This window comes from Janibacter cremeus (genome assembly GCF_029395675.1).
GTDB lineage: Bacteria > Actinomycetota > Actinomycetes > Actinomycetales > Dermatophilaceae > Janibacter > Janibacter cremeus_A.
The window spans coordinates 1,299,693-1,313,401 of the sequence record NZ_CP115184.1; the positions used below are offsets into that span (position 1 = coordinate 1,299,693).

Annotated in this window: 13 protein-coding genes and 1 tRNA gene; 9 read left to right on the forward strand and 5 right to left on the reverse strand. The window is 70.4% G+C overall.

All coding sequences use genetic code 11. The annotated features are described in order from the left end of the window. Positions 1-76: 76 nt before the first annotated feature. From O9K63_RS06000 to O9K63_RS06010, 3 genes are all read right to left on the reverse strand, one after another. Positions 77-787, reverse strand: coding sequence for a hypothetical protein (locus tag O9K63_RS06000; protein ID WP_277241460.1), 711 nt, complete (start codon positions 785-787; stop codon positions 77-79). Positions 788-870: 83 nt separating this feature from the next. Beyond that, entirely contained in the window at positions 871-2,028 is a 1,158-nt protein-coding gene (locus tag O9K63_RS06005; protein ID WP_431190364.1) for a glycerophosphodiester phosphodiesterase family protein, read from the reverse strand. Positions 2,029-2,130: 102 nt separating this feature from the next. After that, positions 2,131-3,141, reverse strand: coding sequence for a glycerophosphodiester phosphodiesterase family protein (locus O9K63_RS06010; RefSeq protein ID WP_277241463.1), 1,011 nt, complete (start codon positions 3,139-3,141; stop codon positions 2,131-2,133). Positions 3,142-3,256: 115 nt separating this feature from the next. On the opposite strand from O9K63_RS06010, the gene argG reads away from it, so the two are divergent. The 8 genes from argG (at position 3,257) to O9K63_RS06050 (ending at position 11,707) form a co-directional block, all read left to right on the forward strand. Then, positions 3,257-4,684 (forward strand): argininosuccinate synthase, encoded by a 1,428-nt coding sequence (argG, locus tag O9K63_RS06015; RefSeq protein WP_277241465.1) that lies wholly within the window; start codon positions 3,257-3,259, stop codon positions 4,682-4,684. 36 nt (positions 4,685-4,720) lie between these two features. Next, positions 4,721-5,899 (forward strand): PucR family transcriptional regulator, encoded by a 1,179-nt coding sequence (locus tag O9K63_RS06020; RefSeq protein ID WP_277241468.1) that lies wholly within the window; start codon positions 4,721-4,723, stop codon positions 5,897-5,899. A 55-nt stretch (positions 5,900-5,954) separates the two neighbouring features. Further along, positions 5,955-7,136: an acyltransferase domain-containing protein gene (locus O9K63_RS06025; RefSeq protein WP_277241470.1), complete on the forward strand. Its 1,182-nt coding sequence runs from the start codon at positions 5,955-5,957 to the stop codon at positions 7,134-7,136. Then, complete coding sequence (locus O9K63_RS06030; RefSeq protein ID WP_277241472.1) at positions 7,133-8,131, forward strand: beta-ketoacyl-ACP synthase III; 999 nt, start codon at positions 7,133-7,135, stop codon at positions 8,129-8,131. The genes O9K63_RS06025 and O9K63_RS06030 overlap by 4 nt, the downstream gene beginning before the upstream one ends. A gap of 71 nt (positions 8,132-8,202) precedes the next feature. Next, on the forward strand, positions 8,203-8,454 hold the full coding sequence (locus O9K63_RS06035; RefSeq protein WP_277241474.1) for an acyl carrier protein: 252 nt from the start codon (positions 8,203-8,205) through the stop codon (positions 8,452-8,454). A 79-nt stretch (positions 8,455-8,533) separates the two neighbouring features. Further along, positions 8,534-9,781 (forward strand): beta-ketoacyl-[acyl-carrier-protein] synthase family protein, encoded by a 1,248-nt coding sequence (locus O9K63_RS06040; RefSeq protein WP_277241476.1) that lies wholly within the window; start codon positions 8,534-8,536, stop codon positions 9,779-9,781. Further along, on the forward strand, positions 9,781-11,223 hold the full coding sequence (locus tag O9K63_RS06045; protein ID WP_277241478.1) for an acyl-CoA carboxylase subunit beta: 1,443 nt from the start codon (positions 9,781-9,783) through the stop codon (positions 11,221-11,223). Before O9K63_RS06040 ends, O9K63_RS06045 begins: the two co-directional genes overlap by 1 nt. A gap of 58 nt (positions 11,224-11,281) precedes the next feature. Beyond that, positions 11,282-11,707: a pyridoxamine 5'-phosphate oxidase family protein gene (locus O9K63_RS06050; protein WP_277241480.1), complete on the forward strand. Its 426-nt coding sequence runs from the start codon at positions 11,282-11,284 to the stop codon at positions 11,705-11,707. Between the two features lie 99 nt (positions 11,708-11,806). Here the strand turns inward: O9K63_RS06050 and O9K63_RS06055 are convergent, their stop codons facing one another. Next, a complete protein-coding gene (locus O9K63_RS06055) occupies positions 11,807-12,319 on the reverse strand; it encodes a DUF3145 domain-containing protein (RefSeq protein WP_277241482.1) in 513 nt (170 codons plus the stop codon). A 231-nt stretch (positions 12,320-12,550) separates the two neighbouring features. On the opposite strand from O9K63_RS06055, the gene O9K63_RS06060 reads away from it, so the two are divergent. Beyond that, positions 12,551-12,624: transfer RNA gene (locus tag O9K63_RS06060), tRNA-Ile, on the forward strand. Positions 12,625-12,628: 4 nt separating this feature from the next. Here the strand turns inward: O9K63_RS06060 and O9K63_RS06065 are convergent. After that, entirely contained in the window at positions 12,629-13,702 is a 1,074-nt protein-coding gene (locus O9K63_RS06065; RefSeq protein ID WP_277241484.1) for a phosphatase PAP2 family protein, read from the reverse strand. Positions 13,703-13,709 lie beyond the last annotated feature (7 nt).

Here is a 13,709-nt window from a genome sequence, read left to right on the forward strand (position 1 = left end):
TCGCGCAGCAACCACCTCGAAGGGGGTGCCCTCCGCCGATCACGGCGCGGGCACCCCCTTCGCACGAGTGCGGGGACTAGCGGGTGACCGCGAGCATCCCCGTCAGCGCCTGCACCGCCTGGCAGCCGCACCGGACCACGTGCGGGAAGTGGACCCTGATGTCGCGGTCCCCCGCGTCGGGCGTGCTCTCGCGCGCGACGAGCCCGGTCTCGTCCGCCAGGACCGGCCGCACGACGCCGGACTCGTGGAGCGGGACGACGCCGGCGACGAGCCGGCGCAGGTCCTGACGATGGTGGCTGTCGAGGTGGACCATCCACTCGTCCTGCCACCCTGCGAGGGCGTCCACGTCGGCGGCGGTGTAGTCCTCGGCCTCCACGTGCACCACCTCGCGCAGACCCTCGACCTCCACGCGCCAGTCGAGAGTGATCGAGGTGGGAACCAGCCGGGCGACCAGACCGTCCTCGGTGACCCCCAGGTGTGACCGCAGCTGCTCGTCGACCGGGCGCTGCAGCACCTCGGCACGGCCACCGAGACGGACCAGCCCGCGCACCCGGCCGGGATGGCTCACGCCGGAGACGTCGGCTGCGGTTGCGAGGATGTCCGGCCCGGACGTCCCGGCCACGACGAGATGGGCGCACGCCGGCGCGGCCTCCCCGAGGGAGAAGAGCAGCGCCCCGGTGGGGGTCACGGCGTGCCTGCCGAGCGGGCGACCCTGCCCGGCGACGCCGACCTCCACCGATCCGGCGCTCGCCACGATCGTCCTGGCCCGTCGTGCCCATGTGCTCATGTGCCCTCCTCTTCAATGAGATTAGGTAAGCCTAACCATAATTGTTCGAGGAGTGGGTGGCCGCGACGACTCGCGGCGCGGCCTCAGCGAGCGGTGACGAACTGCGAGCGCGCCTGCACGCAGAGGTCTGGCTGGTCGCAGAAGACACCGTCCACGCCAGCCCGGAGGTAGGACTCGACCTCGTCGACCATGCGACTTCGTTCGGTGGAATCGGCAGCTGTGCGCGGGTCCCCGGGAAGGGATGAGTCACTTGCGCGAAATCCCCACGGCGTGACCTCGAGGCCCGCAGCATGAGCATTGGCCACCAACGCCGTCGCCTCCCCGAGTGTCCCGTCTGCTTCCCATGGAATGATCTGCTTCTTATCGGGACTGATGCCGTCGATCCATCGAGCCAGGCCGCGCATGGACTCGAAGGTCGTCAACTCGGCATACGTGGTGCCCTGCCGTCTCAGGTCGTAGGGACCACCACGTCTGGATGTCAGGAAGGTGGACTTTCCGCGATAGCCCTGCGCCCGCAAGTCCTTCAGGGCGGTCAACTCGAAGGACTGGACCCATATGGGCGCATCGTCGCTGTTGAGCGAGTACTTGTCGACGAGCCGAGTCAGCTCCGCCTCCGGGTCGAAACCGTTGTCGTGGAGATAGGTTGAGTGTTTGATCTCCGGGATGATGCCGATCTGACGGCCGCTCTCGCGCGCCAGCACTTCCCGTTGCACGAGCACCTCCTCGAAGGCCGGGATCGTGAAATGGCCGTCGAACCTTGCCGACGTCGGTCTCTCCTGCCCGAGCCGCTCCGTCGCCCGCAGCGTCTTCAACTCCTCGAGAGTGAAGTCGTCGACGAACCACCCGGTGACCGGCTTGCCGTGAACCTTCTTGGTCGTTCTTCGGTCCGCAAACTCCGGGTGCTCGGCGACATCCGTGGTCGCAGTGATCTCCGGCTCGTGACGGACAACGAGAACACTGTCCTTGGTCATGACGAGGTCGGGCTCGATGTAGTCGGCGCCCATCTCCACCGCCAACTCGTAGGCCGCCAGGGTGTGCTCCGGTCGGTAGCCAGAGGCGCCCCGGTGGGCGATGACGAGCGGTCTGACGGGAGCTGTTCGGCTTCCCCGGTCGATCGGGCTCGAAGCCGAGTCCGACCTGGTGGTCGCCTCGGGTGCGGCCTGCCCTTCACAGGCGGATAGCCCGCCGACGGCCAAAACGGCCCCGGTAAATGGCACGACCAGACGTCGAGGGATTCGCATTGTCTCTGGTCCTTCCTGGGCTCCGTACCGGAACACCAGCCAGCGACCATAGCGGCGCAAGGCCGCTCTCCTGTCGAGCGACTCTCGGCACCTGCAAAACCGTCACCCACTGACGAGGAAGTTTGTCCGGGCTTCGACGCCCACGTCGGGGTGGTCGCAGAAGATGCCGTCGACGCCCGCCTCCAGGTGGGCGAGGACCTCGTCACCCATGCGCCCGTGGGCGGCGGGACCGGCGCCGATGCGGTGGTCGGCGGGCAGGAAGGCGTTCTCCGCGCGGAAGGTCCACGGGAAGACCTCGAGACCGGCCTCGTGGGCATCGTCGACGAGGCGGGTCGGCTCCCCCAGGGCGCCCTCGGGGGTCCACGGGATGACCTGCTCCTTCGCCGGCGCGAACGCGTCCACCCACGGGGCGAGCCGCTCCATGGCCGGGGGCGTGGTCAGCTCCGCCCAGGTGGTGCCCTGCTCGCGCAGGTCGAAGGGGGCTCCCTGCGCCTCGGTCAGGAGCATGGACCGACCGCGGTAGCCCCGAGTGCGCAGGGACCGCAGGGCGGTCGGCTCGAAGGACTGGAGCCACACCGGGGCCGTGGCCGAGTTGAGGTCGTGCTTCTCGAGCAGGCGGATGACCTCGTGCTCGGGGTCGAAACCGTGCCCACGCAGGTAGGTGGAGTGCTTGATCTCGGGCACGATCCCGATGGTGCGGCCGCTGGTGCGGGTCAGGTGCGCGCGCTGCTGCAGCACCTCGTCGAAGGTCAGCACCCTCAGGCAGCCCTCGTGCGTGACGGACTCCGGCCGCAGCCGCGCGAGGCGCTCCGTGGCGCGCAGGCCCTGCAGCTCCTCGAGGGTGAAGTCCTCGGCGAACCACCCGGTGACGACGACTCCGTCGACCTCCTTCGCGGTCATCCGGTCGGCGTACCGGGGGTGCTCGGCGACGTCCGTGCTCTGGGCGATCTCCGGCTCGTGCCGGTCGACGAGGACACCGTCCCGGGTCATGACCAGATCGGGCTCGATGTAGTCGGCGCCCATCTCCACGGCCAGCTGGTAGGCCGCGTGCGTGTGCTCCGGCCGGTAGCCGGAGGCGCCACGATGGGCGAGGACGAGTATGTCCGTGCTCACCACGCCGAGCGTAGGCAGTACGGACGGCCACGGTGGGACGTCAGCGTGTCCACTGGATGACCGGTGGGTGACGGCAGGTCGTCGGCTGCGGCACGGAGGTCCTAGGGTGGGGCGCGTGTCCAAGGTACTCACATCCCTCCCTGTTGGTGAACGTGTCGGCATCGCCTTCTCCGGCGGTCTCGACACCTCGGTGGCCGTCGCGTGGATGCGCGAGAAGGGGGCGGTGCCGTGCACGTACACCGCTGACCTCGGCCAGTACGACGAGGACGACATCGAGTCGATCCCGGGTCGCGCGGGCCAGTACGGCTCCGAGCTCTCCCGGCTCGTCGACTGCAAGGGCCCCCTGGTCGAGGAGGGGCTGTCCGCCATCGCCTGCGGCGCCTTCCACATCCGCAGCGGTGGTCGCACCTACTTCAACACCACCCCCTTGGGCCGCGCCGTGACCGGCACCCTCCTCGTGCGCGCCATGAAGGAGGACGACGTCTCCATCTGGGGTGACGGGTCGACCTTCAAGGGCAACGACATCGAGCGCTTCTACCGCTACGGCCTCATGGCCAACCCGGGGCTGCGGATCTACAAGCCGTGGCTCGACGCCGACTTCGTCACCGAGCTCGGCGGACGCCAGGAGATGTCCGAGTGGCTCACCGAGCGCGGTCTGCCCTACCGCGACAGCGCCGAGAAGGCCTACTCCACCGACGCGAACATCTGGGGTGCGACCCACGAGGCCAAGACCCTCGAGCACCTCGATGCCTCGATGGAGATCGTCACCCCGATCATGGGGGTCCCCTTCTGGGACCAGTCCGTGGCCATCGAGCCCGAGGACGTCACCGTCAGGTTCGAGCGCGGCCGTCCGGTCGCCATCAACGGCGACGACTTCGGCGGTGACGCCGTGGCGCTGGTGCGCGCGGCCAACGACATCGGCGGCCGCCACGGCCTGGGCATGTCCGACCAGATCGAGAACCGGATCATCGAGGCGAAGTCCCGCGGCATCTACGAGGGCCCGGCGATGGCGCTGCTGCACATCACCTACGAGCGCCTCGTCAACGCGATCCACAACGAGGACACGATCGCGAGCTACCACGCCGAGGGCCGGCGCCTGGGCCGCCTGCTCTACGAGGGCCGGTGGTTCGACCCGCAGGCACTGATGCTGCGCGAGTCCCTGCAGCGCTGGGTCGCCTCCGTCGTCACGGGTGAGGTGACCATCCGGCTGCGTCGCGGTGAGGACTGGACCATCGTCGACACGTCCGGCGAGCACTTCAGCTACCACCCGGACAAGCTCTCGATGGAGCGCACCGAGCACGCCGCCTTCGGACCCGTCGATCGCATCGGGCAGCTGACGATGCGCAACCTCGACATCGCCGACAGCCGCAGCAAGCTCGAGGTCTACGCCGCCCAGGACCAGCTCAGCGGTGGCTACCTCGAGATCATGGGCGACCTCGAGGCCGGCGGCGGGGACCAGATCGCCGCCAATCCTGCGGCCGCAGGCGTCGACGACGAGGACGACGCGCTCGACCGCGCGGCCATGGAGTTCGGCACCGACTGATAACGGTCTTGTGTTGTTCACACATAGACTGCGCGCATGTCGCGTCGTGGCCTCGTCTCCCTGACCACCCGCCGCTCGGTGCGGCGCAAGGGCGGGGAGCTCGCGACCGCCGCGACGCGGCGGCTCGAGGACCAGCACGAGTGGTACGCCAGGCTCGGCGCCAAGGAGCGATCGTGGGTGGGTCTGGTCGCACAGGCCGGCATCGCCAACTTCATCGACTGGCTCAACGGCACCAGGCACGCCGACACCCGCACCATCTTCGGCGCGGCACCGGCAGAGCTGACCCGCACCATCAGCCTCGCCCAGACCCTCGAGCTCGCCCGGACCGTCGTCGAGGCGGTCGAGGAGCGCGTGGAGGACCTGGCCCGCCCCGGTGACGTCACGGACCTGCGGGTCGCGGTGCTGCGCTACTCCAGCGAGATCGCCTTCGGCGCGGCAATGGTCTACGCGCAGGCCGCGGAGCAGCGCGGGGCGTGGGACGCGCGGCTGGAGTCGCTGATCATCGACGCGGTGATGCGCAGTGAGGTCGACGAGTCGATCCGTACGCGCGCCGCCGCCCTCGGCTGGGACGCGGTCACCAACATCGTTGTGCTGGTGGGCAATTCGCCACACTCTCCCGAGGGTGACGACCCCGCCGGGGCCGTCGGCGCCGTGCACCGGGTGGCCCAGCGCCTCGACGTCCCGGTCCTCGCCGGGGTCCAGGGCGCCCGACTCGTGGTCGTGGTCGGCGACGTCAGCGACCCGAGGGTGCGGGCGTGCGAGCTCGCCGAGTGCTTCGCCGACGGTGATCTCGTCCACGGACCGCTCGTCGGGGATCTCGCCGAGGGCGCGGTCTCCGCCCACGCCGCGGTGGCGGCCCACGTGGTCGCGCACGGCTGGCCGGGCCGGCCACGACCGGTCGCGGCCGACGACCTGATGGCCGAGCGCGCCGTCGCCGGCGACCCCCTCGCCCGCACGGCACTCGTCGAGACCGTCGCCACACCGCTGGCCGCGCACCCCAGCCTGCTCGAGACCGCCCGGGCGCACCTCGACTCCCCCGGCCTGGAGGCGACCGCCCGCGCCCTGTACGTGCACGTGAACACCGTGCGCTACCGGCTGGGGCGGATCACTGACATCATCGGGTACGACCTGACGACCCCGCACGAGGCCTTCACCGTGCGGGTGGCGCTCAGCCTCGGCGCAATCTTGGAGGATTCCTCCAAAGTCTTGCGGTGAATGTCTGGCGGGGTCGACCTCGCGCGGCACCCCCTTCGCCATGGAGTCTTGAGACGTGCTCGCCATCACCTGTCCCGGCCAGGGCTCACAGACGCCCGGCTTCCTCGCCCCGTGGCTCGAACTCCCCGGAGTCTCCGACCGCCTCCACTGGCTCTCCGCCGTCGCCGGCATGGACCTCGAGGCCCACGGCACGACCTCCGACGAGGAGACCATCAAGGACACGGCCGTCGCCCAGCCGCTGATCGTCGCCTCCGGCCTCCTCGCGCTGCTCTCGCTCTTCGAGCACCCGGCCGACGGCTTCCGCGTCGTCGGCGCCGGTGCCGGCCACAGCGTCGGCGAGATCACCGCGGCCGCGGCCGCAGGGGTGATCAGCGCCGAGCAGGCCATGGTCCTGGTCCGTGAGCGCGGCCGCTCCATGGCCGCGGCGGCGACGACCACCCCGACCGGCATGAGCGCCGTCCTCGGCGGCGACCCGGACGAGGTCACCCGCAGCCTCGAGTCCCACGGCCTCACCCCGGCCAACGTCAACGGTGCCGGCCAGATCGTCGCCGCGGGCACCCTCGAGCAGCTGGCGGCGCTCTCGGACAACCCTCCGGCCAAGGCCCGGGTCATGCCCCTGAAGGTCGCCGGAGCCTTCCACACCGAGCACATGGCCCCCGCCGTCGACGAGATGGCCCGGCTCGCCCGCGCCGTCTCCACCCACGACGCCCGGGTCCCGCTCGTCTCCAACGTCGACGGGGAGATGCTCCACTCGGGCCAGGAGGTCCTGCGCCGCATCGTGCGCCAGGTGAGCAACCCGGTGCGCTGGGACCTGTGCATGGAGACCCTCCGCGACCTCGGCGTGACCGGCATCATCGAGATCCCGCCGGCCGGCGCCCTGACCGGGCTGGCCAAGCGCGGGCTCAAGGGCGTCGAGCTCCTCGCGCTGAAGACCCCCGACGACCTCGAGGCCGCCCACCGCATGGTGCGGGAGCACGGCACGGAGCGCGACGCCTCGCAGCCCACGTGGCGCCTGGTCACCGCCCCCGTCAAGGGCACCGTCCAGATCACCGCGAACGAGCCGGGGGCCACCGTGCCGGCCGGTGACGTCGTCGCCCGCATCTCCTCCCTCCGCGACACCCGCGAGGTGCTCGCCGACCACACCGGCACGGTCGTGGAGTGGCTCGTCGAGGACGGCGACCCCGTCTCCCCCGGTCAGCCGCTCGTGCGCCTGCACCCCGAGGGATCGGTCGCATGAGCGCCATCACCGTCCCGACCGAGCTGCGCCACGCGCGGATCACCGGTACCGGTAGCTACCGCCCCGAGCGGGTCGTGCCCAACAGCGAGATCATCGAGGCGATCGACTCCTCCGACGAGTGGATCCGCGAGCGGTCCGGCATCGAGTCGCGCCACCGCGCGGCAGCGGACGAGAGCGTCGTCGACATGTCGGAGCACGCGTCCCGGGCCGCCCTGGAGTACGCCGGCATCGACGCCGACCAGATCGACGTCGTCATCGTCGCGACCGTGACCCACCCGTACCAGACCCCGGCAGCCGCACCGGAGCTCGCCGCCCGGTTCGGCTCGCGGGCCGCGGCCTTCGACCTCTCGGCCGCGTGCGCCGGCTTCTGCCACGCGCTCTCCGTCGCCAACGACATGGTCCGTGTCGGCTCGGCCGAGCACGTGCTCGTCGTCGGCGTGGAGAAGATGCTCGACTTCACCGACCCGGAGGACCGCGGGTCCGCCTTCATCTTCGGCGACGGCGCCGGTGCGGCGATCGTCTCCCCCAGCGAGACCCCCGGGATCGGCCCGACGGTGTGGGGCAGCGACGGCGACAAGAAGGCCCTGATCACCTCGCGCAGCTCGTGGATGGAGCTGCGCGAAGACCGCGACCTGCCCTGGCCGGCGATCATCATGGAGGGTCCGAGCGTCTTCCGCTGGGCCGTGTGGTCGATGGCCAAGGAGGCCCAGCGCGCCCTCGACGCCGCCGGCGTGCGCGCCGAGGACCTCGCCGCCTTCATCCCCCACCAGGCCAACGTGCGCATCATCGACCAGATGGCCAAGGAGCTCGGTCTGCCGAAGGACCTGCCCGTCGCCCGCGACATCCGCACCACCGCCAACACCTCGGGCGCGTCCGTGCCCCTGGCCATGGACCGGATGCTGCGTGACGGCGAGGTCGCGTCCGGCGGCCTGGCCCTGCTCATCGGTTTCGGCGCCGGCCTCGTCTGGGCCGCGCAGGTCGTCACCCTCCCCTAATTCACCCGTTGGTCCGACGGGACCTCGGACCCCCACGATCCCCGCAACACCCACACACAAGGAGAACCGACATGGCTCACACCGAGCAGGACATCCTCGCCGGCCTCGCCGAGATCGTCTCGGAGGAGACGGGCGTCGACACGTCCGAGGTCACCGCTGACAAGACCTTCACCGATGACCTCGACGTCGACTCGCTGTCGATGATGACCATCGCCGTCACCGCCGAGGAGAAGTTCGGGGCCAAGATCCCCGACGAGGAGGTCAAGAACCTCAAGACCGTCGGCGACGCCGTCAACTACATCAAGGCCAACCAGGCCGCCTGAGTCCGGTGACCTCCCCCCTTCGCCACGAGCGAAGGGGGGAACCACCCCCTCTCCCCATCCCGCTGCTACAGGAGCCCACATGACCTCTCCCCGGCCCACCGTCGTCGTCACCGGCCTCGGTGCGACGACCCCGCTCGGCGGCACCGCCGAGGAGACTTGGCAGGCCGCGCTCGCCGGGCGCTCCGGCGCCGGCCCCCTCGACGCCTCGTGGGTCGAGGACTACGAGCTCCCGGTGTCCTTCGCCGCGCATCTCGCCACACCCGTGACCGAGGTGCTGAAGAAGGTCGAGACCAAGCGCCTCGACCCCTTCGCCCAGTACGCGCTCGTCGCCGCCCGTGAGGCCTGGGCCGACGCCGGCTCCCCCGAGGTGGACCCCGAGCGCCTCGCCAGCGCCGTCGGCACCGGCATCGGCGGCGTCCAGACGCTGCTGTCCGCCTGGGAGTCCCTGCGGACCAAGGGGGCCCGCCGCGTCTACCCGCTGTCGATCCCCATGCTCATGCCCAACAGCGCCGCCGGGACGGTCTCGCTGGAGTTCGGCGCCCGCGCCGGGGCGCACACCCTCGTCTCCGCCTGCTCCTCCGGTGCGGAGTCGATCGCCTACGGGCTGCACCTGATCCGTGAGGGCCTGGTGGACGTCGTCATCGCGGGCGGTTCCGAGGCCTCCATCCACCCGCTGCCGATCGCCGGGTTCACCCAGATGCAGGCCCTGTCCACGCGCAACGACTCCCCGGAGACCGCCTCGCGGCCCTATGACGTCGACCGGGACGGCTTCCTCCTCGGCGAGGGCGGTGCGATCCTCGTCCTGGAGTCCGAGGAGCACGCGAAGGCCCGCGGCGCGAACATCATCTGCACCCTCGCCGGAGCGGGTGTCAGCGCCGACTCGTACCACATCGCCGCCCCCGAGCCCGAGGGCGCCGGCGCCTCCCGCGCCATGGCCGACGCGGTCACGGACGCCGGCGCCACCGCCGCGGACGTCTGCCACATCAACGCGCACGCGACCTCGACTCCTGTCGGTGACGTCGCCGAGGTCGCTGCCATCCGGCGGGCCTTCGGCGCGGAGGCGGACCACATGGCCATCAGCGGCACGAAGTCGATGACCGGGCACCTGCTCGGCGCCGCCGGCGCCCTCGAGGCGGTCTTCGCCGCGCAGGCGGTCCGGGACCGCACGGCACCGCCGACGATCAACATCGAGAACCTGGACCCGGCCGTCGACCTCGACATCGTGCGCGACGCACCTCGCGACCTGCCCAGCGGCGACCTGCTCGTCCTGGACAATTCCTTCGGTTTCGGCGGGCACAACGTCGCGCTCGCCTTCGGGAGCTACTGATGAGCACGCGCCAGCCCAACGCCGCCTCCGCCTCCGTCGGCAAGCGGGTGAAGGTCCCCCGCGAAGAGGACCCCCGCAACCCGAACCACCGTCTCGCCGACTTCCTCGACGACGGCTCGCTCGAGCTGATCACCGCCGACGACGACTCCGGGATGCTCGCCGCGACCGGCACCGTCAACGGCCGGGCCGTCGTCGTCTTCTCCTCCGATGCCACCATCATGGGCGGTGCCATGGGCGTCGCCGGCTGCAGGGTCGTCGTCACCGCCTATGAGCGCGCGCTGGCCGACGGCGTGCCCGTCGTCGGTCTGTGGCACTCGGGTGGCGCCCGGCTGCCGGAGGGCGTCGTCTCACTGCACGCCGTCGGTGAGGTCTTCGCGATCATGACGCGGGCCTCGGGGAAGATCCCCCAGATCTCCGTCGTCATCGGTGCCGCCGCCGGCGGCGCCGCCTACGGGCCGGCGCTGACCGACATCGTCATCCTCGCCCCGGAGGGGCGGATCTTCGTCACCGGTCCGGACGTCGTCCGGTCGGTCACCGGAGAGGACGTCGACGCCCTTCGCCTCGGCGGACCCGAGCCCCACGGCCGGCGCTCCGGTGTCGTCCACGTGCTCGCCGAGTCCATCGACGACGCCTATGCCCGCGCCGGGGGCCTGTGCGAGCTGCTCTCCGATCAGGGCACGTTCAATGTCGGCGACGTCGCCGATGTTGATCTGGCCGAGCAGCTGCCGGAGTCGACCAAGCGCGCCTACGACGTGCACCCGCTCATCGAGATGCTGCTCGACGCGGGCCCCGTCCAGGAGCTGCACGCACGGTGGGCGCCCAACATCGTCACCTCGCTCGGCCGGCTCGGCGGTCGCACCGTCGGTGTCGTCGCCAACAACCCCATGCGCCTCGGAGGCTGCCTGGACTCCTCCTCCGCGGAGAAGGCAGCACGCTTCGTGCGGATGTGCGATGCCTTCGGCGTGCCGCTCATCGTCCTCGTCGACGTGCCCGGCTACCTGCCCGGTGTCGGCCAGGAGTGGGACGGCGTCGTGCGCCGCGGCGCCAAGCTGCTGCACGCCTTCGCCGAGGCCGTCGTGCCGCGCGTGACGGTCGTGACGCGCAAGACCTACGGCGGTGCCTACATCGCGATGAACGCCCGCTCGTTGGGCGCCACGAAGGTCTTCGCCTGGCCGGACGCGCAGGTGGCGGTCATGGGTTCCGTGGCTGCCATCCGCATCCTCCACCGCCGGCGACTGGCGGAGGTCGACGAGTCGGAGCGCGCCGCCGTCGAGCAGGAGCTCGCGGACGAGCACGACCGTCTCTCCGGAGGCCTGCCGCGCGCCGTCGAGATCGGGGTGGTCGACGAGATCATCGAGCCGACCCGGACCCGCTCGGCCGTCGCCGCGGCCCTGGCCGAGGCGCCCGCACGACGTGGTGATCACGGCAACATCCCGTTGTGATCCATCGCGGTAGCCTCGCCGTACCCGGCCCATCGGCCCCGTCCCAGTGGAGGTTGCTGTGAACGACACCCCGCCCAGCACGATGACAGTCGAGGAGTGCTGGCAGACGCTTCGTGAGCACGAGTTCGGGCGGCTGGCATATCACCTGCTCGGCGAGGTGCACATCACGCCGATCAACTATGCCGTCGACGGCCAGGCGCTGCTCTTCCGCACCACGCAGGGCAACAAGTTGCTGAGCGTCGTCATGCACGGACCGGTGGCGCTGGAGATCGACGAGCTGGGCTCCGAGGAGGCGTGGTCGGTCCTCGCGCGGGGTCACGCCCGCGTCCTCGAGGGGGACGAGGCCGAGTGGACGGACACGCTGCCGCTGCGCCCCTGGGTTGCCGGTGAGAAGGAGATGGTGGTGCAGATCGACCCGGAAGAGGTCACCGGCCGCCGTTTCCGGCTCTCCAAGCCGTGGGAGCACTACATCCCGCACGTGTGATCCCGCTCGACTGAAGGCCGTCACCGCTGCGTGCGGGCACGACCAAGGGGGCTGCGCCAAGGAGGGTGCGCAGGCCCCTTCGTCATGGGGCGGTGGTCCTCAGCCCACCTTGTGCAACCAACGCACGGGTGCACCGTCACCGGCGTGCCGGAAGGGTTCGAGCTCTGCGTCCCAGGGCTCGCCGAGGAGCTCGCCGATCATGTCCTCGACCGCTTCACCAGCGCCCTGGGCGAGGGTGATGACCTCACGCAGGCGGTTCTCGTGGAGGACGACGTCACCGGAGGCGGAGATCGTCGCGTGGTGGATGCCCAGAGTCGGGGTGTGGCTCCAGCGGGAGCCGTCGAGGCCCGGGGTGGGCTCCTCGGTCACCTCGTAGCGGACGCCCTCCCAGCCGCGCAGGGCGGAGGCAAGGGTGGCGCCGGTGCCGGGGTCCCCCGTCCAGGAGAACTCGGCACGCTTGAGGGACCGGCCGAGCGGCTGCTCGGTCCAGTCGAGGGAGACAGACTGATCCAGCACGGACTCGAGCGCCCACGTGATGTGGGGGCACAGGGCCGTGGGGGTGCTGTGGATGAACACCACCCCGCGGGTACTGATGCGCTTTCCTGCAGACATCCTGATCCTCCTTGAGTGCGATGGACGTCTTCCCCAACGCCAGACACTCGGGATCGAACGGCTGCTGCGCGTATCGCGGCGTGCTGCTCGAGCAATATGTGCACAGAAGTGCTTGTGATGGACATTGTGCCCCACGGATCACAGGAGCACCAGCCCCCACGGGGGTCCCACCCGCATCACGGGCCGCAGCCGGCTCGGGGTACCCTCACGCCGTCGCCTCATCGCGACGCCGGGGCGGTAGCTCAGTTGGTCAGAGCACCGGACTCATAATCCGTCGGTCCTGGGTTCAAGCCCCAGTCGCCCCACCGCTCAGGCGGCCCGGCCGGTCATCGAGGCGAGCTCCTTCTCCTCGGGGAGGTCGAACACGGCCTCCTCGCGGACCTTCCTCAGGTGCTCCTTGGTGCATCCGGTCGCCCAGGCGCCGATGGACAGCGACGCCCAGCCGATGAGCATGCCACCCAGGTTGTCCAGCACGTAGTGCCAGCCGAAGTAGAGCGTCGACAGGAAGGTCAGTGCGAAGAAGGTCCACAGGGCCGTGCGCACCATGGAACTCTGGGCGGTGCGCTGCACGAAGAGGGCGGCGGCGAAGGTCACGGACACGTGGAGCGAGGCGAAGGCCGCGACACCGTGGATGGCGTCGCTGGTGAGCGGGCTCGTCAGGAACTCGAGACGGTTGTCCAGCAGGGCCTGCTGCAGCTGGCTCACGCCCGTGACGGACAAGTCCGCGTACAGGTCGGGGCGGGAGTAGATCGGCCCGACGGCCGGGATGATGTAGTAGCTGACGACCCCGAAGACCCAGTTCAGGCAGAGGGTGGTCGCGTACCAGGCCCCCACGCGCACATCACGACTGAGGACGAGGAAGACGCCCAGGCTGATCGGCACGAGCGGCATGTACGCCAGGTAGACGACGGACAGCAGCGTCGCCGTGACATCGGTGCCAAGGACCCCGTGCAGCACCGTGGCGGGGTCGTGGCCCGCGAAGAGCCACCGGTCGGTCTGGAGCAGACCGCGGTCGTAGAGCGTGTCGTCGCGGTAGAGGGGCAGGATGTTCTTGAGGTTCCGGTAGCCGACGTAGCTGATGTAGAACGTGATCAGGCCGGTCATGATGTACAGGGTGCGGCGCAGGGTCCACTCGTGCTTGATGACCTCGGCGACCCCCAGCCGGAGGCTGCGCAGACCTCGTCTGCGCGTGGCGGCGATGAGCACGCCGACCCCGGAGAGCAGCAGACCCAGCAGGGGCAGCCGCACGTAGGCAGGACCGAGGAAGCCCTCGGGGTCCTTCAACGGGATCCCCAGGACCTGACTGCCGATGATCGCGGCGAGCCCGACGAGGAGCGAGACGCTCACGGCCACCGTGTAGGGCCACGTGCGGACGAGTTGCATCCTCCGA